General features: G+C 66.1%; 24 protein-coding genes and 1 pseudogene. 9 read left to right on the top strand and 16 right to left on the bottom strand.

The window, feature by feature from the left end; all coding sequences use genetic code 11:
- The first annotated feature begins 203 nt into the window (after positions 1-203).
- The 3 genes from ACO2Q5_RS06950 to ACO2Q5_RS06960 all read left to right on the top strand — a co-directional run bounded on the left by ACO2Q5_RS06950 (position 204) and on the right by ACO2Q5_RS06960 (position 4309).
- On the top strand, positions 204-1805 hold the full coding sequence (locus ACO2Q5_RS06950; RefSeq protein WP_423289300.1) for a phosphoenolpyruvate carboxykinase: 1602 nt from the start codon (positions 204-206) through the stop codon (positions 1803-1805).
- Positions 1806-1999: 194 nt separating this feature from the next.
- Positions 2000-2536: a hypothetical protein gene (locus ACO2Q5_RS06955; RefSeq protein WP_423289302.1), complete on the top strand. Its 537-nt coding sequence runs from the start codon at positions 2000-2002 to the stop codon at positions 2534-2536.
- 114 nt (positions 2537-2650) lie between these two features.
- The gene (locus ACO2Q5_RS06960; protein ID WP_423289304.1) at positions 2651-4309 is read left to right on the top strand and encodes an acyl-CoA dehydrogenase family protein; all 1659 of its coding nucleotides are present in this window, start codon (positions 2651-2653) and stop codon (positions 4307-4309) included.
- A 181-nt stretch (positions 4310-4490) separates the two neighbouring features.
- Here ACO2Q5_RS06960 and ACO2Q5_RS06965 read toward each other — a convergent pair whose 3' ends face one another.
- The 4 genes from ACO2Q5_RS06965 to ACO2Q5_RS06980 all read right to left on the bottom strand — a co-directional run bounded on the left by ACO2Q5_RS06965 (position 4491) and on the right by ACO2Q5_RS06980 (position 7265).
- A complete protein-coding gene (locus ACO2Q5_RS06965; protein ID WP_423289306.1) occupies positions 4491-5723 on the bottom strand; it encodes an MFS transporter in 1233 nt (410 codons plus the stop codon).
- An 82-nt stretch (positions 5724-5805) separates the two neighbouring features.
- A complete protein-coding gene (gene recO / locus ACO2Q5_RS06970; RefSeq protein WP_423289308.1) occupies positions 5806-6528 on the bottom strand; it encodes a DNA repair protein RecO in 723 nt (240 codons plus the stop codon).
- Between the two features lie 41 nt (positions 6529-6569).
- Positions 6570-6872, bottom strand: coding sequence for a hypothetical protein (locus ACO2Q5_RS06975; RefSeq protein ID WP_423289310.1), 303 nt, complete (start codon positions 6870-6872; stop codon positions 6570-6572).
- A gap of 60 nt (positions 6873-6932) precedes the next feature.
- Positions 6933-7265, bottom strand: coding sequence for a DUF1491 family protein (locus ACO2Q5_RS06980; protein WP_423289312.1), 333 nt, complete (start codon positions 7263-7265; stop codon positions 6933-6935).
- Positions 7266-7326: 61 nt separating this feature from the next.
- Here ACO2Q5_RS06980 and ACO2Q5_RS06985 point away from each other — a divergent pair, with 61 nt between their 5' ends.
- On the top strand, positions 7327-7524 hold the full coding sequence (locus ACO2Q5_RS06985; protein ID WP_423289314.1) for a hypothetical protein: 198 nt from the start codon (positions 7327-7329) through the stop codon (positions 7522-7524).
- Here ACO2Q5_RS06985 and era read toward each other — a convergent pair.
- From era to folK, 12 genes and pseudogenes are all read right to left on the bottom strand, one after another.
- On the bottom strand, positions 7521-8438 hold the full coding sequence (gene era, locus ACO2Q5_RS06990) for a GTPase Era (RefSeq protein WP_423289316.1): 918 nt from the start codon (positions 8436-8438) through the stop codon (positions 7521-7523). The two genes, ACO2Q5_RS06985 and era, sit on opposite strands and share 4 nt — an antisense overlap.
- Positions 8439-8442: 4 nt before the next feature.
- Positions 8443-9132: a ribonuclease III gene (gene rnc / locus ACO2Q5_RS06995; RefSeq protein WP_423289318.1), complete on the bottom strand. Its 690-nt coding sequence runs from the start codon at positions 9130-9132 to the stop codon at positions 8443-8445.
- A complete protein-coding gene (gene lepB, locus ACO2Q5_RS07000) occupies positions 9129-9884 on the bottom strand; it encodes a signal peptidase I (protein WP_423289887.1) in 756 nt (251 codons plus the stop codon). Before lepB (ACO2Q5_RS07000) ends, rnc begins: the two co-directional genes overlap by 4 nt.
- Positions 9882-10220, bottom strand: a pseudogene (locus tag ACO2Q5_RS07005) (DUF805 domain-containing protein); the annotation flags it as partial. The pseudogene ACO2Q5_RS07005 and the gene lepB (ACO2Q5_RS07000), both read right to left, overlap by 3 nt.
- Entirely contained in the window at positions 10169-10957 is a 789-nt protein-coding gene (gene lepB / locus ACO2Q5_RS07010) for a signal peptidase I (protein ID WP_423289320.1), read from the bottom strand. The pseudogene ACO2Q5_RS07005 and the gene lepB (ACO2Q5_RS07010), both read right to left, overlap by 52 nt.
- A 108-nt stretch (positions 10958-11065) precedes the next feature.
- Entirely contained in the window at positions 11066-11467 is a 402-nt protein-coding gene (gene acpS, locus ACO2Q5_RS07015; protein ID WP_423289322.1) for a holo-ACP synthase, read from the bottom strand.
- 2 nt (positions 11468-11469) lie between these two features.
- On the bottom strand, positions 11470-11922 hold the full coding sequence (locus ACO2Q5_RS07020) for a hypothetical protein (RefSeq protein ID WP_423289324.1): 453 nt from the start codon (positions 11920-11922) through the stop codon (positions 11470-11472).
- A 75-nt stretch (positions 11923-11997) separates the two neighbouring features.
- Positions 11998-12747, bottom strand: coding sequence for a pyridoxine 5'-phosphate synthase (locus ACO2Q5_RS07025; protein ID WP_423289326.1), 750 nt, complete (start codon positions 12745-12747; stop codon positions 11998-12000).
- A 66-nt stretch (positions 12748-12813) separates the two neighbouring features.
- Positions 12814-13575: a DUF2062 domain-containing protein gene (locus ACO2Q5_RS07030; RefSeq protein WP_423289328.1), complete on the bottom strand. Its 762-nt coding sequence runs from the start codon at positions 13573-13575 to the stop codon at positions 12814-12816.
- A 38-nt stretch (positions 13576-13613) separates the two neighbouring features.
- On the bottom strand, positions 13614-15731 hold the full coding sequence (locus ACO2Q5_RS07035) for a RelA/SpoT family protein (protein ID WP_423289330.1): 2118 nt from the start codon (positions 15729-15731) through the stop codon (positions 13614-13616).
- A 31-nt stretch (positions 15732-15762) separates the two neighbouring features.
- The gene (gene rpoZ / locus ACO2Q5_RS07040; protein WP_423289332.1) at positions 15763-16116 is read right to left on the bottom strand and encodes a DNA-directed RNA polymerase subunit omega; all 354 of its coding nucleotides are present in this window, start codon (positions 16114-16116) and stop codon (positions 15763-15765) included.
- 95 nt (positions 16117-16211) lie between these two features.
- A complete protein-coding gene (gene folK / locus ACO2Q5_RS07045; protein WP_423289334.1) occupies positions 16212-16799 on the bottom strand; it encodes a 2-amino-4-hydroxy-6-hydroxymethyldihydropteridine diphosphokinase in 588 nt (195 codons plus the stop codon).
- 130 nt (positions 16800-16929) lie between these two features.
- Here folK and ACO2Q5_RS07050 point away from each other — a divergent pair, with 130 nt between their 5' ends.
- From ACO2Q5_RS07050 to rnhA, 5 genes are all read left to right on the top strand, one after another.
- Complete coding sequence (locus ACO2Q5_RS07050) at positions 16930-17508, top strand: NYN domain-containing protein (RefSeq protein ID WP_423289336.1); 579 nt, start codon at positions 16930-16932, stop codon at positions 17506-17508.
- 45 nt (positions 17509-17553) lie between these two features.
- Positions 17554-17991: a YqaA family protein gene (locus ACO2Q5_RS07055; RefSeq protein ID WP_423289338.1), complete on the top strand. Its 438-nt coding sequence runs from the start codon at positions 17554-17556 to the stop codon at positions 17989-17991.
- Between the two features lie 81 nt (positions 17992-18072).
- The gene (gene ispH, locus ACO2Q5_RS07060) at positions 18073-19038 is read left to right on the top strand and encodes a 4-hydroxy-3-methylbut-2-enyl diphosphate reductase (protein WP_423289340.1); all 966 of its coding nucleotides are present in this window, start codon (positions 18073-18075) and stop codon (positions 19036-19038) included.
- Positions 19035-19526: a hypothetical protein gene (locus ACO2Q5_RS07065; protein ID WP_423289342.1), complete on the top strand. Its 492-nt coding sequence runs from the start codon at positions 19035-19037 to the stop codon at positions 19524-19526. Before ispH ends, ACO2Q5_RS07065 begins: the two co-directional genes overlap by 4 nt.
- Positions 19526-19993: a ribonuclease HI gene (gene rnhA / locus ACO2Q5_RS07070; protein ID WP_423289344.1), complete on the top strand. Its 468-nt coding sequence runs from the start codon at positions 19526-19528 to the stop codon at positions 19991-19993. The genes ACO2Q5_RS07065 and rnhA overlap by 1 nt, the downstream gene beginning before the upstream one ends.
- Positions 19994-20048 lie beyond the last annotated feature (55 nt).

Genomic DNA, 20048 nt, shown 5'->3' on the forward strand with positions numbered 1-20048 from the left:
GTCTGCTGGTTGCGCAAACATCCATGTGGTTGCGCTAACTCTGTAAAACCGTCCTGTTCGCATCCGTTTCCGACGTGTTATAGCGCCCGGCAGGGGCGGTCTCGCAACATTGTTTCGAGGCCACCCTTGGCACCCCCTGGCCCGGGTGTCGCCCCCGAAAACCCTCGCCGCGCGGGAGGCGCGGCAAACGGAGCTTGCAGGACATGACCACGAACGGACGCGTGAACCCCAAACGCACCCTTGAAGATCAGGGCATCTCTGGTGCCGCCGCCGTTCACTACAACTACATGGAACCTGCACTTGTCGAAGCCGCGGTCGCCCGCGGTGAGGGCCATCTTGGCAAGGGCGGCGCCTTCCTCTGCTCCACCGGCAAATTTACCGGCCGGTCGCCCAAGGACAAATTCGTCGTCCGTACCCCCACCACCGAAAACACCATCTGGTGGGAAAACAACGCCCCGATGACGACCGAGGGCTGGGCGCTTCTGAAGGCCGACATGCTGGACCATATCAAGGGCCGCGAGGTCTTTGTGCAGGACCTTTACGCCGGCGCCGATGCCGAGCATCGGGTCGATGTGCGCGTCGTTTCGGGTCTGGCCTGGCACAACCTTTTCATCCGGCACCTGCTGCGCCGCCCCGACCGGGCCGAGCTGGACAGCTTCACCCCGGAATGGACCATCATCAACCTGCCGTCCTTCAAGGCCGATCCGGCCCGCCACGGCTGCCGCACCGATACCGTGATCGCGCTGAACTTCGACGAGAAGACCGTGCTGATCGCCAACACCGCCTATGCCGGTGAGAACAAGAAGTCGGTCTTCACCATCCTGAACTACCTGCTGCCCGAAAAGGGCGTGATGGCGATGCACTGCTCGGCCAACCATGCCATCGGCAATCCGGATGACACCGCGGTGTTCTTCGGCCTGTCGGGCACCGGCAAGACCACGCTTTCGGCCGATCCGTCGCGCATCCTGATCGGCGATGACGAACATGGCTGGTCGGACAAGGGCACCTTCAACTTTGAAGGCGGCTGCTATGCCAAGACCATCAACCTCTCGCCCGAGGCGGAGCCGGAAATCTATGCCACGACGCACCGCTTTGCGACCGTGGTCGAGAATATGGTCTACGACGCCGAGACGCTGGAACTGGACTTCGCCGATGCCAGCCTGACCGAGAACACCCGCTGCGCCTATCCGCTGGAGGCGATCTCCAACGCCTCGGCCACGGGTCTGGGCGGGCAGCCGAAGAACGTGATCCTGCTGACCTGCGACGCCTATGGCGTGCTGCCGCCCATCGCGCGGCTGACGCCCGCGCAGGCGATGTATCACTTCCTGTCGGGCTTCACCGCCAAGACCCCGGGGACCGAGCGTGGCGTGGTCGAGCCGATCCCGACCTTCTCGACCTGCTTCGGTGCGCCCTTCATGCCGCGCCGCCCGGAAGTCTATGGCAAGCTGTTGCAGGCCAAGATCGCCGCGACCGGCGCGTCGTGCTGGCTGGTGAACACCGGCTGGACCGGCGGCAAGTTCGGCACCGGCAAGCGCATGCCGATCCGCGCCACCCGCGCGCTGCTGACGGCCGCTCTGGACGGTTCGCTGAACGCGGTGGAGTTCCGCAAGGACCCGAACTTCGGCTTCGAAGTGCCGGTGGCCGTGCCGGGCGTGGACGAGACGCTTTTGAACCCGCGGGAGACCTGGGCCGACAAATCCGCCTATGATGCGCAGGCCAAGACGCTGGTCGGGATGTTCTCGAAGAACTTTGGCCAGTATGTCGCCCATATCGACGACGACATCCGCGCCGCCGCCATCGGCTGATCCCGCCGCATTGGCTGCAACATTGCGCGCCCGGAGGGAAACCCTCCGGGCGCATTGCTTTTGTCTCGGCTCTGGCCTGTGGCCAACCGCCTCGGGCATTGCTGCGGCGCGGGCACCGCTCTGTTTCCGCCGGGTCGGGAAATCCGCGACAGCCGAGGGTTGAGCGGAGCCGACAGGAATGCGACACTGCCGTCATGCGCCACATGCTCGCCCTGATCCTGTCCGCCGCCCTTGCCCTGCCCGCCGCGGCCGGGCCCGGCTCCGAACCCGCGCCGCCCGTTGTCGTGGCCGAAGTGGCCCGGCTGGAATGGGGCGTTTTCTGTGCGCTGCAGGCGATGGACCGTGCCCCCGCGCCGGGCACCGCCTCGGGCTGGATCCATGTCCCGAAGGGTGAGGTCAGCTTCCATTGGCCCGACCGTCAGGTCGTTCCTGCTGCCTTGGGGCTGGCCTTCGGGGTCAAGGTGACCGGCGCAAAGGGTTGGGAAACCGCCGTGGGCGAGGTGCGGGTCTACCGCCCGGGCCGGACCACCCCGGAAAGCTGGGCCTCGGACATCTCGTCCCTGGGGGCGACGCTGGCCTTCTTCCGCTTCGATACCGAAAGCGAACTGGTGCCCGGAACCTGGGTGATCGAGGGCTGGGACCGCGACCGGCGGCTCTATCGGGTGGAGTTCGAGGTGGTTCCAGGTGCCGCCGTGCCCGAGATCACAAATGCCTGCGGCGCAACCTCCTGATGAAATCCTGCGCGACACTTTAAGTCTCCCTGCGCAATACTGACGAAAGTATATTGCGCTGCACCTGCAAAAGGCGTAGTCCAGCGGCAGATCCAGACTCTGCCGGAGGATGCCATGCCGCATGATGGACAGCCGATCACCTCTCCCGTTCTTCCCGACCTGCGCGGCCTGACGGCGGCGGTTTTGCCGGAGACGGATGCCCTGTTCACGGCCGCGCGGGAACATCTGCGCGCCGCCGTTACCGTGGGGGGCAAGATCAGCGCCGCCGCGCTGGAAGAGCATCAGTTCGCCGCCCATTGCCTGTCGTGGCTGGCCACCTATGCCGAGGCCTTGCGCCAGCTGGACGCCTGGGCCGCCCGCCTGTCCGAGGCAGGGCAATTCGGCGAGATGGAGGCGCTGATCCTTCAGATCGGCTTTGGCGAATATCTGGCGCAGATCGCCGGCGGCATCCCGATGAGCCAGGGAGAAACCGCGCGTTTGCAAGAGCTTGGCCAGAGCTGGACGCCCGCAGGCGCCGCCGCCACGCTGATCGCCGGGAATACTCCCGCCGCCCGCAGCCGTCTGGTCACGCTGATGCGCGACAACCATGGCCGCGCCACCTTTGGCGCCACCGGGCTGGACGAAGAGCTGGAGATGATCCGCGACCAGTTCCGCCGCTACGCCGACGAGAAGGTCATCCCCTTCGCCCATGACTGGCACCTGAAGGACGAGCTGATCCCGATGGAGGTCATCCGCGAGCTGGCGGAAATGGGCGTCTTCGGCCTGACCATCCCCGAGGAATTCGGCGGCTTCGGCCTCAGCAAGGCCAGCATGGTCGTCGTCAGCGAAGAATTGTCACGCGGCTATATCGGCGTCGGCTCGCTTGGCACCCGCAGCGAGATTGCGGCCGAGCTGATCCTCTGCGGCGGCACGCCGGAGCAGAAGGCGCAATGGCTGCCTAAACTCGCCTCCGGGGAAATCCTGCCGACCGCCGTCTTCACCGAGCCGAACACCGGGTCCGACCTCGGCTCGCTCCGCACCCGCGCGCTGCGCACCGAAGACGGCTGGGAGATCACCGGCAACAAGACCTGGATCACCCATGCCGCGCGTACCCATGTGATGACGCTCCTGGCGCGGACCGACCCCGACACGACCGACTGGCGCGGGCTGTCGATGTTCCTGGCCGAAAAGACCCCCGGCACCGACGCAGACCCCTTCCCCACCCCCGGCATGACCGGCGGTGAGATCGAGGTTCTGGGCTATCGCGGCATGAAGGAATATGAACTCGGCTTCGACCGCTTTCAGGTAAAGCCTGAAAACCTCTTGGGCGGCCAGCCCGGACAAGGGTTCAAGCAGCTGATGCAGACCTTCGAATCCGCCCGCATCCAGACCGGCGCCCGCGCCATCGGCGTGGCGCAATCGGCGCTGGAAACCGGGCTGCAATATGCCGAAGACCGCAAGCAGTTCGGCAAGGCGCTGATCGAATTTCCCCGCGTCTCGGGCAAGCTTGCCATGATGGCGGTCGAGGTGATGATCGCCCGGCAGCTGACCTATTTCAGCGCCTGGCAGAAGGACCATGACAAACGCTGCGATCTTGAGGCCGGCATGGCCAAGCTTCTGGGCGCCCGCGTGGCCTGGGCCGCGGCGGATAATGCATTGCAGATCCACGGCGGCAACGGTTTCGCGCTGGAATACCGGGTCAGCCGCATCCTCTGCGATGCCCGCATCCTGAACATCTTTGAAGGCGCCGCCGAAATTCAGGCCCAGGTCATCGCCCGGCGCCTGCTGGACTGACCGCTACAGAGCGGAGCGGCTGCGCCGCATGCCTTTTGCCTCGGCTCTGGCCTGCGGCCAACCGCCTCGGGCGGGCTCCGCCGGGGATATTTGGACAAAGTGGAAAGCCCATTCCAGTTTGCACAAATATCCCGGGGGAGTCTCCGCAGGAGACGGGGGCAGCGCCCCCTCTTGCGCGGGGTCAGTCAGGCGCAGCCTCCTCTCTGCCGCGCGACGGACGCTGCACACCCAGCCTTGGATGCAGACTGCCCGCGATGCCCCAGCACAGGAAGAACCCCGCCGCCGCAAAGGCAAAGACGCCGGGCAGAGGCGCCACGAAGAGGACCAGCCAGGCCGCACCGGGGGTCAGGATGCCCGAGACATCGCGGAAGCTGGAATAGACCGCCGACATCTCGGTCCGCTCTCCGGGGCGCACGGCCATCAGGAACGGGAGCCCGCCCACCACATCCAGCACGACGAAGAAGAACGAGGCGCCGAAGACCAGCGCCACCGTGACCCAGGGCAGGACCGACAGCAATGCCGCCGCCAACATCAGTCCGCCGCCACAGGCGAAGGCCAGCCGGACCGAGCGGCGCACGGACAGCGCCCTTGCACGGCGGTTGATCTCGGGCGCGATGAACAGGATGGCGTTAGAGACCGAAAGCGCAACCGCGCCGACCTTGTCACCCAGACCCGCCTCGACGCAGAAGATCGGCAGGAAGACCACATAGACCCACCATCCGCAGGAGCGTGTGACGGCGAAAAACCAGCCCGCAATCAGCCGCGGCTGGCGGAAGAACCGGCCCAGATAGCCCAGAGGATTGACCGCGGGCGCCTTGGCGCGGGCGATCTGCTTGCCGTTGCCCAGCCGAAGCACCCAGAACACCGTCAGCAGCGTCAGCGCAAAGATCCCTGCCAGGACGAAGGGCGCGGGCGCCCAGTGGTCGTGCAGCCAGACACCCAGAAGCGGCCCCACCGTCCAGGGCGTGGCGGCATAGGCCATCTGCACGCCCTGACTGCGGCCCAGGTTGGCGCGGTCCACGTAATCCAGCACATAGGCGTTGAAGCAGACGAAGACGGTCGCCGTGGCCATGGCATTGCACATCAGCGCCAGCGGCATGGACCAGGCCGTGCCGGTGATGGCCAGCGCCATGCCCGCAACATACAGCAGGCAGCCCCCGGTATAGGCCCAGCGGCGGGGAATGTGCCGGGTCGCCCAGGGCACCATCAGCCCCCAGATCAGCGACACCACACCGGCCGCGAAATAGGCGGCCGAGGTGGATTGAGCATCCTTCAGCGCATCATAGACCGCCAGCGGCATGATGGTGATGAGCGTGCCGCGCACCGCAGCATCCAGCCCGGCCAGAACAGCGAAATGTTCGATCTTCGGCGTGGGGCTATGTTTCAGCGCCAGTGGAATGTAACGCAGGGCCATTCTGCCCAAAGACGCCGCCCTGCCGGTTCCGTCTGGCCCGTCTGCGACATCCGGTGTCGCCTGCGAATCGCTGCGCTGCAGCTTAGCGGGAACGCGCCAACAGATCGGCCAACCGTCCCCGCGCCTCAGGCAGGGCATCGCGGCCGGTCAGGGCGGCGATTTCCCGCGTCAGGAAATGGGCGGTCAGCGCAAGGCCCTGCTGCAAGGCGGCGGGGTCCAGCGGCCCGGGGCTGGTCAGGCCGGGCGGCAGCGGCAGCAGGCGATCGGCCCAATCCCCGGCACCCGCGGCGGTGACGGCGTGGCCGGTCTTGGGGCTGACATAGGCCAGCCCCGCGGTCGCCCCTGTCACGGCGCAGACGGACAGGTCCAGCCCGAAGCCCATCTCGGCCAAGAGCTGCAATTCCCATCGCAGATAGGCTTCGGCCCAGCCTGCACCTCCCAGACCGTCCAAAAGCGCCATGGTCGGCGGCCAGAGGGCGGGATGCGGCTCCCGCTCGGCCAGCGCGACATGCAGAAGGGCGCAGACCGCGCTCAGGCCCGCCAGCGCCAGACGGTCCGCCATCAGATGGGCGCGGCTGCGTACCGGCTCGACCGTGAAGCTGCCCAGATGATCGCCCAGCCTTGCGCGCCAGACCGCGGCGATCTGGTTGCCGGGTTGCAGGACCGGCGCCAGACGGCGGCCCGCGCCGCCGCGCACCACGCCCGCATGGCGGCCGTGACTGCGGGTGAACACTTCGATGATCGCGGCACTCTCGCCATGCGGCCGTGCCGCGATGACCATGCCTTCGTCCTGCCAGTCCATCATGGCGCGACTATCGGGCGGCCCGCGCGCGACGGCAAGCGGCCTCAGCGGCGGCGGCGCTGCCACCAGAGCCGCAGGCGCAGCACGGTCCGGCCCACCGGCCCCTGAAGGGCGGGAATGTCGATGGCCAGCAGCAAAAGGCCCAGCGGCACCATCCAGAAGCCAAGGACCGGCAGAAAGCCCAGAAACCCGAACAGGATCAGCAGCACCGCCACCGGAATGCGGATCAGCCGGGCCGCGGGGCTGCGCAGCCGGGCCAGAAAGCCGCCGAACCGGGGCGAGGCGGCCTGAAGGCGGTCAAACTCGCGGTCCAGCCGGGCGCGGGCGGGGTCGTGTTCAGGGGTCATCTCTGGGTCATTCCGGATGTCGGGCCCCTTCAACGCCGGGGCCGCGGAGAGGGTTCCGCCTCAGCCGTCCAGCCCCGGCTCCTCCAGCAGGGTGCGGCCGTGGCGGTCCTCGATCTCGATCACCCAAAGGTCAGGGTCGCGCGCGCGGGCGCGGGCGATGGTCTCATCCACCTGCCCCTCCTCCCCCTCGGTCAGCACGATCCAGCGCCGCGCGCCGGTCATCAGGTCGAAGGAGCGTTCAAACGCCTGTGCGCGGCCATCCAAAGTGGCCAGCTTCACCAGAACCGCCCCGGCGGTGGCATCGCCCCGGCGCAGCACATAGGCCGGGATATCTGCCAGCTGCAGGCGCCGCAGATAGGCCTGCACCCAGAATTCCGCCGTCAGCCGTGTCATGTCCCCTCCCCCGCGCCGCCCTGCGGGACTATATCTGCACAATCCGCAACAGGAGGCCGCAATGGCAAAGCCCCGTTCCCCGCTTGGCGCACGTATCGCCCTGATCGCGGCCGCGCTTGGCATGGGCACCATGGCGGCAGACCGCAAGGGCACCGGTGCCGATCCGGTGGCCCGCACGGCGACCGGGCTGATCGCCGCGGGCGGGCTGATCTGGCTGGCATGGGCCGCGGTCAAGCAGCGGCTTGGCCGCAAGGCCTAGCTGTCGCCGTCTTTGAAATCGAGACCCATTTCCGAATAACGCTCGGCCTCTTCCAGCCAGTTGGGCCGCACCTTGACCTGCAGGAACAGATGCACCTCGCGGTCTAGAAAGGCCGCAATCTCGGCCCGGGCCGCCTGACCGATGGCCTTGATCGTCTCGCCCCGGTTGCCAAGGACAATGCCCTTGTGCCCGTCGCGCGCGACATAGACCAGCTGGTCGATCCGGGTGGAGCCGTCCTTGCGGTCCTCCCATTTCTCGGTTTCCACGGTCAGCTGATAGGGCAGCTCCTCATGCAGGCGCAGGGTCAGCTTTTCGCGCGTCATCTCGGCCGCGATCATCCGCAAAGGCAGGTCGGCCAGCTGATCCTCGGGGTAGAACCATTCGCCTTCAGGCATTTCGCCCGCCAGCCATTCGCGCAGATCCTGCACGCCATAGCCCTTTTCGGCGCTGATCATGAAGGTCTTCGCAAAGGAAAACGCCGTATTCATCTTCTCGGCCAGACCCAGCAGCGTTTCCGCCCTGACCCGGTCGATCTTGTTGATGGCCAGGGCCACCGGGCGATCGCGCGGCAGCTCATCGCCCAGACGGTCGATGATGGCCTGCGCGCCTTCGGTCAGGCCGCGATGCGCCTCGATCAGCAGGACCACCACATCGGCATCCGCTGCCCCGCCCCAGGCCGCCTTGACCATGGCGCGGTCCAGCCGCCGCCGCGGGCGGAACAGGCCCGGCGTATCGACAAAGACGATCTGGGTCTGACCTTCCATGCAGACGCCGCGGATGCGCGCCCGGGTGGTTTGCACCTTGTGGGTCACGATGCTGACCTTGGCGCCGACCATCCGGTTCAGCAGGGTGGATTTCCCGGCATTCGGCTCGCCAATCAGGGCGACAAATCCGGCGCGTGTCTGTTCAGTCATCCCCTCAGTCATTCCCGGCCTCCAGCCGTTTCAGAAGCGCACCTGCCGCTGCCTGTTCGGCGGCGCGTTTCGAGCCTGCTTGCGCGGCTTCATGTTGTCCATCGGCCAGCCGCGCTTCAACAGTGAAAAGCGGCTGGTGGTCCGGGCCGGAGCGGCCCGTTTCGGTATAGGCGGGCGGGGGCATCCCGCGGGCCTGCGCCCATTCCTGCAGCGCGGTCTTGGCATCGCGGGCGTCCGGGTCCACCCGGCCGATCCGGTCGCCCCAGAGCCGCAGGACCAAAACGCGCGCGGCTTCGAACCCGGCGTCCTGATAGACGGCGGCGATCACCGCCTCCATCGCATCGCCCAGAAGCGCCTCTTTCCGCCGCCCGCCCGAAAGCATCTCGGACCGGCCCAGCTTCAGCACATCGCCAAGGCCCAGAGACCGCGCCACCTCGGCGCAGGTTTCCTTGCGCACCAGCGCGTTGAAGCGCGGGGCCAGCTGCCCTTCGCTGGCATCGGGGTCGGCGGCCAGCAGCGCCTCGGCCATCACAAGCCCCAGAACCCGGTCCCCCAGAAACTCCAGCCGCTGGTTGTCGGGCCGCGTGGCCGAGCCGATGGAGGAATGCGTCACCGCCCGGACCAGAAGCTCACCCCGCCGGAACTCATGCCCGATGCGGATCTGGAACGCCTTCAGATCGGCCGAAAGCCTCATTCCACACCCTCCAGCAGCCGGTCCATCCGCCAGGTCCACGGCGTCCAGATCCTCTCTCCGGCAGAGGAGAACAAGACAAAGCTGGCACGACCGATGATGTTATCGGCCTCCACCATGCCGACGCCACCCACGCCGCGGGAAAAGCGGCTGTCGTTGCTGTTGTCGCGGTTGTCGCCCATCACGAAAAACGCCCCCTCGGGCACGGTGAAGAGATCGGTGTTGTCAGCATAGGACGATGCGTCGATGTTCAGAACATCGTATTTGCGCCCGCCGTCATATCCTTCGGCGGGCAAAGTCTCGGTCAGGCGGGACCGGCGGCATTGCCCGCCATCACCCACGGGTCCGTTTTCGCAGCGCGGCCGGATATGCATCGGCCCCTGCGGCCCCATCACCTCGGTGAAGGTGCCGTTGGCCTCCTGTGGCACCTCTGATCCGTTCAGCCACAGCCGCCCGTCCTTCATCTGCACGGTATCGCCCGGCAGGCCCACGGCCCGCATGATGAAATCACGCCCCGAGACGGAGTGACGGAAGACAATCACATCGCCACGAACCACGTCCTCGGCCGCCAGATACCGCACCATGACGAAATCCCCCACCAGCAGCGCGGGCTTCATCTGTTCGGATGGAATCCAGTAGGGTTGCAGGAACAGCCGCAGAACCGCCATCAGACCCAGAACCGCTAGCCCGGCCACGCCCAGAACGGTGCCCAGCCCGGATTCGTTGCGCTTGCGCGAGGCGGGCGGCCAGACCAGCAACGCAAGGACCAGGCCGATGTTCACATAAGGAATGAGGCCCAGCAGCACCCAGCCCCCCGGCCGGCCGATGTCATGCAGCCGCCGCACCATCGTGGCCAGCAGCGCGGCCAGCGCGACGATGGTCAGGGCCGCCGCCAGCCGGGACCAGCGCCACCAGTCGCCGTCCAGTTCCAGCCACGTCCGCACGGCGATCAGCGCGGCATAGACGGCCAGCGCAGCCAAAAGCACACGCCGCCGCGCCGTGCCGCGCAGCCGGAAAGGGTTTTTCAGCCCGCTCAAGGTCAGTTGATCGCCTTGAAAAAGCGGTCCATCCGCCAGGTCCAGATATACCACAGCCGCGATCCGGCCGAAGAGAAGATCACCCGGTCGGCCCGGCCGATGAGGTATTCGGCAGGGACCATGCCAACGCCATTCATGGCGCGGGAGTACCGGCTGTCCTGGCTGTTGTCGCGGTTGTCGCCCATGAAGAAGTAATGGCCTTCAGGGACGGTAAAGACCTCGGTATTGTCGGCGAACTGGTTGTCGGCGATGTTCAGCACGTCATGCGACACGCCGCCCGGCAGCGTCTCGACCGAGCGGGACTTCTGGCAGATGCCGCCATCGCGCGCGGGGTCGTTCTGGCAGCGCGGCACGTTGCGCATCGGACCCTGCGGCTCATAGACCTCTTCGAAGATGCCCGCCGGGGTCTGCACCGCTTCCTGCCCGTTCAGCCACAACACGCCGTTCTTCATCTGGATCGTGTCGCCGGGCAGGCCGATCAGCCGCTTGATGAAATCATCGCCGGTGACGGGATGGCGGAACACCACCACATCGCCGCGTTCGGGTTCAGACCCGAAGATCCGGCCCGAGATCGGGCAGATCGCGAAGGGGCAGGAATATTTCGAATAGCCATAGGCCATCTTGTTCACGAACAGGAAGTCGCCGACCAGCAGCGTGTCCTTCATCGATTCAGACGGAATCCAGAACGGCTGAAAGAACAGCGTGCGGAAGGCGCCTGCGATGATCAGAGCCCAGAAGATCGTCTTGACCGTTTCGACGATCCCGCCGCCCTTGCCCTTTTCACTCGCCATCGCCTGCTCTTTCCTGTCGCTGGTGTCGCGCCGTTTCATGCGCGCGGCGCGGCGGCGGAGTCAAGCCGCCGTGCCGCCGCGGGACCGTTCAACTTCACTTCAGCGGCTTCACTTCAGGGGCCGCGCCTCGATCACCACGAAGGCCTGTGCCCAAGGATGATCGTCGGTCAGGGTGACATGGATCACCGCCTCATGCCCGGCGGGGGTCATCTGGGCCAGCCGCTCGGCCGCCCATCCGGTCACATGCATCACCGGCTGGCCCGACCGCAGGTTGGTGACGGCCATGTCCTTCCACGCAATCCCCATGCGCAGCCCGGTGCCAAGCGCCTTGGAACAGGCCTCCTTCGCGGCCCAGCGTTTCGCATAGGTGGCGGCGATCTGCGCCCGCCCCTCGGCCTTGCGCTGCTCCGCCGGGGTGAACACCCGGTCGCGGAACCGGTCGCCAAAGCGGTCCAGCGTGCCTGCGATGCGGTCAATATTGGCAAGGTCGGTGCCGATACCCAGGATCATGCTCACTCCAGCTGCGCGCGGACCTGTCCGGTCATCTGGTTGATGGTGACGGCCAGGATGGCATCGGTCACGTCCCCGGCCTCGGGGTCCGGAATACGGACCGGCACGGCAACGGTCAGCCCGGCCGCCGGATCGTATTGCGCGGTTGCCGCCATCAGCTCCATCCCGGCAAAGCCAAGCATGCCGCGGAACGACACAAGGCTGCATTGATTCCAGCCCGTCTCGTCAGAGCCCGGATAGATCACCACCAGATGAAACGGATACATGGCCGGTTCGACAGTGTCCGTGACAACCAGCCGGATCTTCCCGTTGGCCCAGGTCCGGGTCGCCTCTTCCCAAGGTTCGACCATGGCGCCGACAGAGGCGCGATAGTCGTCGCAATCCCCGATGGTCACAGCACGCGCAGGCTGCGCCAGCGGCAGAAGGCAAAGGGCGGAGAACAGCAGGCGGTTCATGACGATGCTCTGGTCAAGGAAGGAATGTCCTGTGGGCGCGCCGCCCTGCCGGTTCCGCGGGTTGCAATGCCCCTCTCACACCAGACCGCGGGCCGCATCCATCCGGCGGCGCATCTCCTCGATCGTGGGGCCAAGGCCGCGATAGATCGCCTCGCCGATCAGGAAATGGCCGATGTTCAGCTCCACCAGTTGCGGGATGGCGGCCACCGGCTCGACATTGTCATAGGTCAGGCCATGGCCGCCATGCACCTCAAGCCCCAGCGAATGGGCCAGTGCGGCGCCGCGGCGCAGGGCGGCCAGCTCGGCCTCGGCCTCATCGCTGCGGCCCTCGGCGTGGAGTTCGGAATAAAGCCCGGTATGCAGTTCCACCACCGCCGCGCCGATCCGGGCGCTGGCTTCGATCTGGCGCGCCTCATGGCCGATGAACATGCTCACGCGGATGCCAGCCTCACGCAGGGGCGCGATGAAGCGCGCCAGCCGCGCCTCGTCCCCGGCCACGTCCAGCCCGCCCTCGGTCGTGCGCTCCTCGCGCTTTTCGGGAACAAGGCAGATGGCATGGGGCTGCTGCTTCAGCGCGATGGCCTGCATCTCATCGGTCGCCGCACATTCGAAATTCAACGGAATGCCGATCCCCGCCATCAGCGCGTCGATGTCGTCATCGCGGATATGACGGCGGTCTTCACGCAGATGGGCGGTGATCCCGTCGGCTCCGGCCGCCTCGGCCAGAAGGGCAGCACGCAAAGGATCGGGCCATGCGGTGCCCCGGGCGTTCCGCACGGTCGCCACATGGTCGATGTTCACACCCAGCCTGAGCCTTGCCGCCATTCTTCCGTCTCCTTGCCGTGCCTTCGGGCCGCGCGCGCCCCGGGCGCCGCCTGCATCGCCGTCACCTTAGGGGGAACCGGGGCCGTCGTCACCTGCCGCCGGCGCCGCGGCCGGCCCGCCCCGCGCCGCCAGAGTTTCGGCCGCGGCCTTTTCCGCCGCTTCGGCTTCGGCCCGGGCCTTCACGCGGGCGGTCGCCTCGGCCAGCATTTCACGCAGCCGGTGACGGCGCTCGCCCCGCTCTTTCGCCTTGGCCGCGCGGGCCTTCTGATACGCCTCGACCAGCGGAATGGTGATCCAGTAGCCCGCGAGCGAAATGATGATCCCCGGCCCCAGTGCCCCGATGAAATAAGGCACGTAGATTTCATGCCAGAACTGGATCAGCCCGCCCCATTGGGTCTTTTCCGGGCCGAAGATCGCCAGCACATTCGCCCAGAGATCGGCGCCCGCCACGGCAAAGCGGTGGCCGATATATTCGGCAGTCAGCGGCGCCTCGATCCCCATGATCCAGTGACCCAGCGTCATGGCCAGCACGGCGAAGAACGGGGTCGTCAACGGGTTGGTGTTGAATGTCGCCAGAAGCGCGGCCAGCAGATTGCCATTCACCAGCCGCGCGGCAATCCAGGCGGCCACGAATTGCAGACCGGGCAAAGGGAGAAATCCGATGACAGATCCGGCAAAGACCCCGCGGGCGACACGGCGCGGGCTGTCGGGCAGCCGCTTCATCCGGTGCAGCACGTAGCGGGTGGCCCGTTTGAAACCGCCCTTGGGATAGACCATCTCGCGCAGCCACGCCCCCCAGCCGACCGGATCTCTGCGCTTGAAGACCAAGTTTCCGTCCTTCACTTGCGGGCCCGGGGCACGGCGCCTCAGGGCTTGCGTGTCATGTCGCGGTATCTTCCGATCTGCGCCACATCGGTGTCGGCTTCAAGAGCCGTCATGACCATATGCAGATGTTCGACATCGCGCAGGTCCACGTCAATGATCAGACGGTAAAAATCCGGTTTCCGATCCGTGAACCGCAGGTCCGATATATTCGCCTTCTGCTCTCCCACAAGGGTGCAGATCCGCCCCAGCACCCCGGCATCGTTCGAAATCGTCAGTTCCAGCGACACGGTATTGACCGGCGCATGACGGCCGGCCTTCCATTTCAGATCCACCCAGCGGTCGGTGTTGCTTTCGAATTCGGCCAGCGCGGGGCAGTCGATGGCATGCGCCACCACGCCCTTGCCGCGGTAGGTGATGCCCACGATCCGCTCACCCGGGAGGGGCTGGCAGCAGGGCGCGCGGCGGAACAGATGGTCATCCTGCAGACCGATGACCGGGCGCTTGTCGTCCACCTCGTCCGGGCGGCCGATCGAGAGTTCGGGATACAGGATCTCCACCACCTTGCGGGCAGTGATCTCGGCGCTGCCCAGCCGGGCCAGAAGGTCCTGATCATCGGCGCAGCCCAGCATCTTGGCCGCGGTGCGCAGCGCCTTGTCGGTGGCCTTCTTGCCCACATGATCAAAGGCCGCGCGGGCCAGTTCCTGACCCAGCTTGACGAACCGCCCGCGGTCCTCTTCCCGCAGGGACCGGCGGATCGCGGCCTTGGCGCGGCCGGTCGTCACGATGTCGATCCAGCTGGCCTGCGGGCGCTGGCCTTCGGCGGTGATGATCTCGACCGACTGTCCGTTCTTCAGCCGGGTCCAGAGCGGCACACGGATGCCATCCACCTTGGCCGAAACGGTGGAATTGCCGATCCGGGTGTGGATGGCATAGGCGAAATCCAGAGGCGTGGCCCCGCGCGGCAACTGGATCACATCCCCCTTCGGCGTGAAGCAGAACACCTGATCCGAATACATTTCGAGTTTGACGTTTTCGAGAAACTCGTCGTGGTCGCCCTCGTCCAGGCGCTCGGTCAGGCTGGCGATCCACTTCGCGGGGTCCACCGCGAACGGGTTCCGGCCCCGCACCCCTTCACGATAGGACCAATGCGCGGCAACCCCCGATTCGGCGACCTCGTGCATCTCGCCGGTGCGGATCTGCACCTCTACCCTTTTGCCGTCGCGGCCCGAAACGGTGGTGTGGATCGAGCGGTAACCGTTCGATTTCGGCTGGCTGATGTAATCCTTGAACCGCCCCGGCACCGCGCGCCAGCGGCCGTGGATCACGCCCAGAATGCGGTAACAATCCGCGACCGACCGGCAGATGATGCGGAAGCCATAGATGTCGGACAGGCGGCTGAACGCCAGATCCTTCTCCTGCATCTTGCGCCAGATCGAATGCGGCTTCTTGGCGCGACCATAAACCGCCGCCTCGATGCCCTCGCGGTCCAGTTCGGTGCGGATGTCGGCGGTGATGCGGTGGACAACATCGCCTGCCTCGCGCTGAAGGGTCAGGAAGCGGCGGATGATCGAATTCCGCGCCTCGGGGTTCAGGACCCGGAAAGCCAGATCCTCCAGCTCCTCGCGCATCCATTGCATACCCATGCGCCCGGCCAAAGGCGCGAAGATCTCCATCGTCTCGCGCGCCTTCTGGACCTGCTTTTCCGGCTTCATCGACTTGATCGTCCGCATGTTGTGCAGACGGTCGGCCAGTTTCACCAGAATGACGCGCAGGTCCTTGGACATGGCCATGAACAGCTTGCGGAAATTTTCCGCCTGCTGGCTTTGCGCGCTGGACAGCTGAAGGTTGGTCAGCTTCGTCACCCCGTCCACCAGCTCGGCGATTTCGGGGCTGAAAAGCTGCGAAACCTCGGTATAGGTGGACCTTGTGTCCTCGATCGTGTCGTGCAGAAGCGCCGTGACGATGGTCGCATCGTCCAGCTGCATTTCCGTCAGGATTGCCGCCACCGCCACCGGATGGGTGAAATAGGGCTCGCCCGATTTCCGCATCTGGCCGTCATGCATCTTCATCCCGTAGGCGTAGGCCCGGCGGATCAGATCGGCATTGCAACGCGGATTGTAGTTCCGGACAAGGGCGATGAGGTCTTCAACGTCGATCATCGCCCACCCGTCCGCCGGACCTTTGGTCCGGTCAGTGCTCCCCTTGCGCTTCCATCAGCGCGCGGAGGAGTTTTTCTTCCGACATGTCGTCCTGCACCGGACGGTCGATCTCACCGGACATCAGAAGAGCCATCTGGTCCTCTTCCGGCTCGTCCACCTCGATCTGGGTCTGGTAGCTTTCGATCATGCGCTCGCGCAGGACCTCGGCCGACTGGGTTTCCTCGGCGATCTCGCGCAGGGCGACGACGGGGTTCTTGTCGTTGTCGCGGTCCACGGTGATCGGCGCACCGGCGGCAACCTCGCGCGCCCGATGGGCGGCCAGCATCACCAGCTCGAACCGGTTGGGAACCTTGTCAACGCAATCTTCGACCGTCACGCGGGCCATAGGACACTCCACCTGTGGGAAAAGGTCTCGGAAGTGGCTCTTCTACGGCCTGAAAAGCCGCTTGACAAGGCGCCCCGGCGCGATGCGGCACAAAATCACAGCAACTTCACCGCATCGCGTTCTGCGGCGGGCAGCGCAGCCAGCATCTGCGCCACCGTCAGCCCGAGCACCGGATGGCACCAGTCGGGGGCCACCTCGGCCAGGGGGACCAGCACGAAGGCGCGGTCCTGCAGCCGCGGATGCGGCAGGATCAGCCGGTCAGGCGCCAGCCGCGCCTGATCCTCGGGCGGCAGGTTGCGCCACCCTGTCTGGGTCGCGGCATCGGGCAACACCGAATCGCCCAGAGCCAGCAGATCCAGATCCAGCGTGCGCCCCGCCCACCGGCTTTGCCGCTCCCGTCCGAACTCTGCCTCGATCCGGTGCAGAAGCCCAAGGAATGACGTCGCGTCATGTCCGGGCGGCAGATCGACCGCAGCCGCGGCATTCACATAATCCGGCCCCGCCCCGGCCGGAAAACAGGGCGTTTGCCAGAAACGGCTAACCTGCCGCAAAGTCATCCCTTCCCGCGCCAGCGCCGCCAGAGCGGCCCGCAAAGTCTCTTCAGGCCTGATATTTCCGCATGGCAGATTTGCGCCAAGTGCAAGCAGGGCGGGAGTCAAAGCGTTGTGACATGTACGATTCATGGTCTACACATACTTGTCGGACCCGACCCCCGGCGCTATCTGCGTTTGGTTCCTCTGCGGATTTCACTACATTACGTAGACCACTCACGGAAGTTCGATTGGCGGAACGGCATTTTCGAGGGGACCTTGGATGTTTTACAAAGACGAACGGCTCGCGCTGTTCATCGATGGATCAAACCTTTATGCGGCCGCAAAGGCGCTTGGGTTTGACATCGACTACAAGCTTCTGCGCATGGAATTCATGCGCCGGGGCAAATTGCTGCGAGCCTTTTACTACACGGCGCTTCTTGAAAGCGAAGAATATTCGCCGATCCGCCCCTTGGTGGATTGGTTGCACTACAACGGTTTCACCATGCGGACGAAACCGGCAAAGGAATACACCGACAGCCAGGGACGGCGGAAGGTGAAGGGCAACATGGACATCGAACTGACCGTCGATGCCATGGAACTGGCGCCGCGGCTGGATCATGTCGTGCTGTTCTCGGGCGACGGGGACTTCCGGCCGCTGGTCGAAAGCCTGCAACGGCAGGGTGTCCGCGTCTCGGTCGTCTCGACCATCCGGTCGCAGCCGCCGATGATCGCCGACGAACTGCGCCGCCAGGCCGACAATTTCATCGAACTGGATGAATTGCGCGAAGTCATCGGCCGCCCGCCGCGCGAACCGCGGCCCGCAAGTGCGGACGAACCGGCCTCGATCGGCGCCAAGTAAGACAGCCGCGGGGCGGACAGCCGCTGCCCGCCCCGCCTTTGCCGCATGGATATTGCCGCCTTTGGCCTGCCCGGCCTGTTTCTTGCCGGCTTCATTGCCGCGTCACCACTTCCCATGCAATCGGAGGTGGTGTTTCTGGCCTTGCAGGCCGCCGGTTTCGCCGCCCTGCCGCTGGTGATCTGGGCCTCGGCGGGCAATATCCTCGGGTCCTGCGTCACCTATGCCATCGGCCGCTGGGCCGGGTCGCTGCACGGCAGCCGCTGGTTTCCCTTCCGCCCCGAAACGCTGGACCGGGCGCGGCACTGGTGGCAACGCTGGGGCCTCTGGTCGCTGCTTTTGTCCTGGGCACCGGGGGGCGACCTGGTGGTCGCGCTGGCCGGGCTGATGCGGGTGCCGCTGCCGGTGTTCCTCCTGCTGGTGGCCGTGGCAAAGACCGGCCGCTACGCGGTCGTCGCCTGGGCGGGTGCGGGGCTTTTCGGCTAGGGTCACGGTCCCGGCACTGGACCCCGGGCCGCTTTGGCCTTACCTCTGCCCCTGCCCGTTGACGCATGCCGCACTGGACCCATGACCGCCAAACCGCCCCTTCACCTTTATCTTGCCGCGCCGCGCGGGTTCTGTGCGGGGGTGGACCGTGCCATCCGCATCGTGGAACTGGCGCTGGAGAAATGGGGCGCCCCGGTCTATGTCCGGCACGAAATCGTGCACAACCGCTATGTGGTGGACGGGCTGCGCGCCAAGGGCGCCGTTTTCGTCGAAGACCTGGAGGAATGCCCGGACGACCGTCCTGTCGTGTTCTCGGCCCATGGCGTGCCCAAGGCCGTCCCGGCCGAGGCCGCCCGGCGTGAGATGATCGCGGTGGATGCCACCTGCCCGCTGGTGACCAAGGTTCACAACGAAGCCGCCCGCCATCATGAGAACGGATTGCAGCTGATCTTCATCGGACATGAGGGCCACCCCGAAACCGTGGGAACCATGGGCCAGCTGCCCGCGGGAGAAGTGCTGCTGGTCGAAACCCCCGCCGATGTGGCCGGGCTGGTGGTGCGGGATGAGGCGAAACTGGCCTTCGCCACCCAGACCACGCTTTCGGTCGATGACACTGCCGCCATCGTCGAGGCGCTGACCGCACGCTTTCCGCTGATCACCGGGCCGGGGCACAAGGACATCTGCTACGCCACCACCAACCGTCAGGCCGCCGTCAAGGCCATCGCGCCGAAGATCGACGCGCTTCTGGTCGTGGGCGCGCCGAATTCGTCGAATTCCCGCCGTCTGGTCGAGGTGGGCCGTGCCGCGGGCTGCGGCTATGCGCAATTGGTGCAGCGCGCCGCAGATATCGACTGGCGCGCGCTGGAGGGGATCTCCAGTCTGGGCGTGACCGCAGGCGCCAGTGCGCCCGAAGTGCTGATCAACGAGGTGATCGACGCCTTCCGTGCCCGGTTCGACGTCACGGTGGATCAGGTGGAAACCGCGGTCGAGGACATTGAATTCAAGGTGCCCCGCATTCTGCGCGACCCTATGGAGACCCGGCCATGATCCGCCTTGCCGCTGCCCTGTTCCTTGCGCTTGTTGCGGCCCCGGCCCTTGCCGAAGACGCCTCGCCCATTGCCGTCTGGGGCGAGGATTCCGGCACTCTCCCCCCGGAATATGCGTGGAGCTACACGGTCACCTTCACCACCGACCGCCGGGTGACGGTGGAATATTGCAAGGGCTATGCCGATACGGCTCCGGGCTGTGCCACGGTGAAAAAGCGGCTGACCAAGGCTTCTTTCGCGGCGTTTCAGGCGGAACTGGCCCCGCTGGCCCTTGGCCTGCTGGAAGACCCCGCCCGGACCGACCCGGACCCGCCCATCGGCGGCGGCGCCTTTTTCGGCAAGCTGAACGTGGATGGAGAGGACGTGGCCCTGCCCGCCTTCCCCGTGGACGAAGACAAGCCGCAGGTCGATGCGATCTTGCAGGTGTTGCAGGACTACACCCCCGCAGGCCAGGTTGCCGCGGCGGAAAAACAGTCCAAGGCGCCCTGATGCCCCAGCTTTTCGCCTATACCGACGGGGCCTGCTCGGGCAACCCGGGCCCGGGCGGCTGGGGCGCGCTGCTGATCGCGCGCGATGGTGACACCGTACTGAAAGAGCGGGAACTCTGCGGCGGGGAACCCGACACCACCAACAACCGGATGGAATTGCTGGCCGCGATCCATGCGCTGGAAAGCCTCAGCCGCGCGTCCGAGATCGTGGTGGTCACCGACAGCGCCTATGTGAAGAACGGCGTGACCGGCTGGATTCACGGCTGGAAGCGGAACGGCTGGAAGACCGCGGACAAGAAGCCGGTGAAGAATGCCGAGCTGTGGCAGCGGCTGGATGCGGCGCAGGCCCGCCACCGGGTGGAATGGCGCTGGATCAAGGGCCATGCCGGCCACGCAGAGAATGAGCGCGCGGACGAACTGGCCCGCCGGGGCATGGCCCCGTTCAAGGCCGCCCGCCAGCCCGGCTGATCCGGAAGCCTCCACATCCCCGTGGCCCGCGCATCGGCCAAAGACGTGCCGCACC

This window comes from Neotabrizicola sp. VNH66 (assembly GCF_049445895.1).
GTDB lineage: Bacteria > Pseudomonadota > Alphaproteobacteria > Rhodobacterales > Rhodobacteraceae > Pseudogemmobacter.

Bases quoted from the DNA above. Each gene is read 5' to 3' on its own strand.
- ACO2Q5_RS06950 (WP_423289300.1), top strand. From the start codon at position 204: ATGACCACGAACGGACGCGTGAACCCCAAACGCACCCTTGAAGATCAG.
- ACO2Q5_RS06955 (WP_423289302.1), top strand. From the start codon at position 2,000: ATGCGCCACATGCTCGCCCTGATCCTGTCCGCCGCCCTTGCCCTGCCC.
- ACO2Q5_RS06960 (WP_423289304.1), top strand. From the start codon at position 2,651: ATGCCGCATGATGGACAGCCGATCACCTCTCCCGTTCTTCCCGACCTG.
- ACO2Q5_RS06965 (WP_423289306.1), bottom strand. From the start codon at position 5,723: ATGGCCCTGCGTTACATTCCACTGGCGCTGAAACATAGCCCCACGCCG.
- recO (WP_423289308.1), bottom strand. From the start codon at position 6,528: ATGATGGACTGGCAGGACGAAGGCATGGTCATCGCGGCACGGCCGCAT.
- ACO2Q5_RS06975 (WP_423289310.1), bottom strand. From the start codon at position 6,872: ATGACCCCTGAACACGACCCCGCCCGCGCCCGGCTGGACCGCGAGTTT.
- ACO2Q5_RS06980 (WP_423289312.1), bottom strand. From the start codon at position 7,265: ATGACACGGCTGACGGCGGAATTCTGGGTGCAGGCCTATCTGCGGCGC.
- ACO2Q5_RS06985 (WP_423289314.1), top strand. From the start codon at position 7,327: ATGGCAAAGCCCCGTTCCCCGCTTGGCGCACGTATCGCCCTGATCGCG.
- era (WP_423289316.1), bottom strand. From the start codon at position 8,438: ATGACTGAACAGACACGCGCCGGATTTGTCGCCCTGATTGGCGAGCCG.
- rnc (WP_423289318.1), bottom strand. From the start codon at position 9,132: ATGAGGCTTTCGGCCGATCTGAAGGCGTTCCAGATCCGCATCGGGCAT.
- lepB (WP_423289320.1), bottom strand. From the start codon at position 10,957: ATGGCGAGTGAAAAGGGCAAGGGCGGCGGGATCGTCGAAACGGTCAAG.
- acpS (WP_423289322.1), bottom strand. From the start codon at position 11,467: ATGATCCTGGGTATCGGCACCGACCTTGCCAATATTGACCGCATCGCA.
- ACO2Q5_RS07020 (WP_423289324.1), bottom strand. From the start codon at position 11,922: ATGAACCGCCTGCTGTTCTCCGCCCTTTGCCTTCTGCCGCTGGCGCAG.
- ACO2Q5_RS07025 (WP_423289326.1), bottom strand. From the start codon at position 12,747: ATGGCGGCAAGGCTCAGGCTGGGTGTGAACATCGACCATGTGGCGACC.
- ACO2Q5_RS07035 (WP_423289330.1), bottom strand. From the start codon at position 15,731: ATGATCGACGTTGAAGACCTCATCGCCCTTGTCCGGAACTACAATCCG.
- rpoZ (WP_423289332.1), bottom strand. From the start codon at position 16,116: ATGGCCCGCGTGACGGTCGAAGATTGCGTTGACAAGGTTCCCAACCGG.
- folK (WP_423289334.1), bottom strand. From the start codon at position 16,799: ATGAATCGTACATGTCACAACGCTTTGACTCCCGCCCTGCTTGCACTT.
- ACO2Q5_RS07050 (WP_423289336.1), top strand. From the start codon at position 16,930: ATGTTTTACAAAGACGAACGGCTCGCGCTGTTCATCGATGGATCAAAC.
- ACO2Q5_RS07055 (WP_423289338.1), top strand. From the start codon at position 17,554: ATGGATATTGCCGCCTTTGGCCTGCCCGGCCTGTTTCTTGCCGGCTTC.
- ispH (WP_423289340.1), top strand. From the start codon at position 18,073: ATGACCGCCAAACCGCCCCTTCACCTTTATCTTGCCGCGCCGCGCGGG.
- ACO2Q5_RS07065 (WP_423289342.1), top strand. From the start codon at position 19,035: ATGATCCGCCTTGCCGCTGCCCTGTTCCTTGCGCTTGTTGCGGCCCCG.
- rnhA (WP_423289344.1), top strand. From the start codon at position 19,526: ATGCCCCAGCTTTTCGCCTATACCGACGGGGCCTGCTCGGGCAACCCG.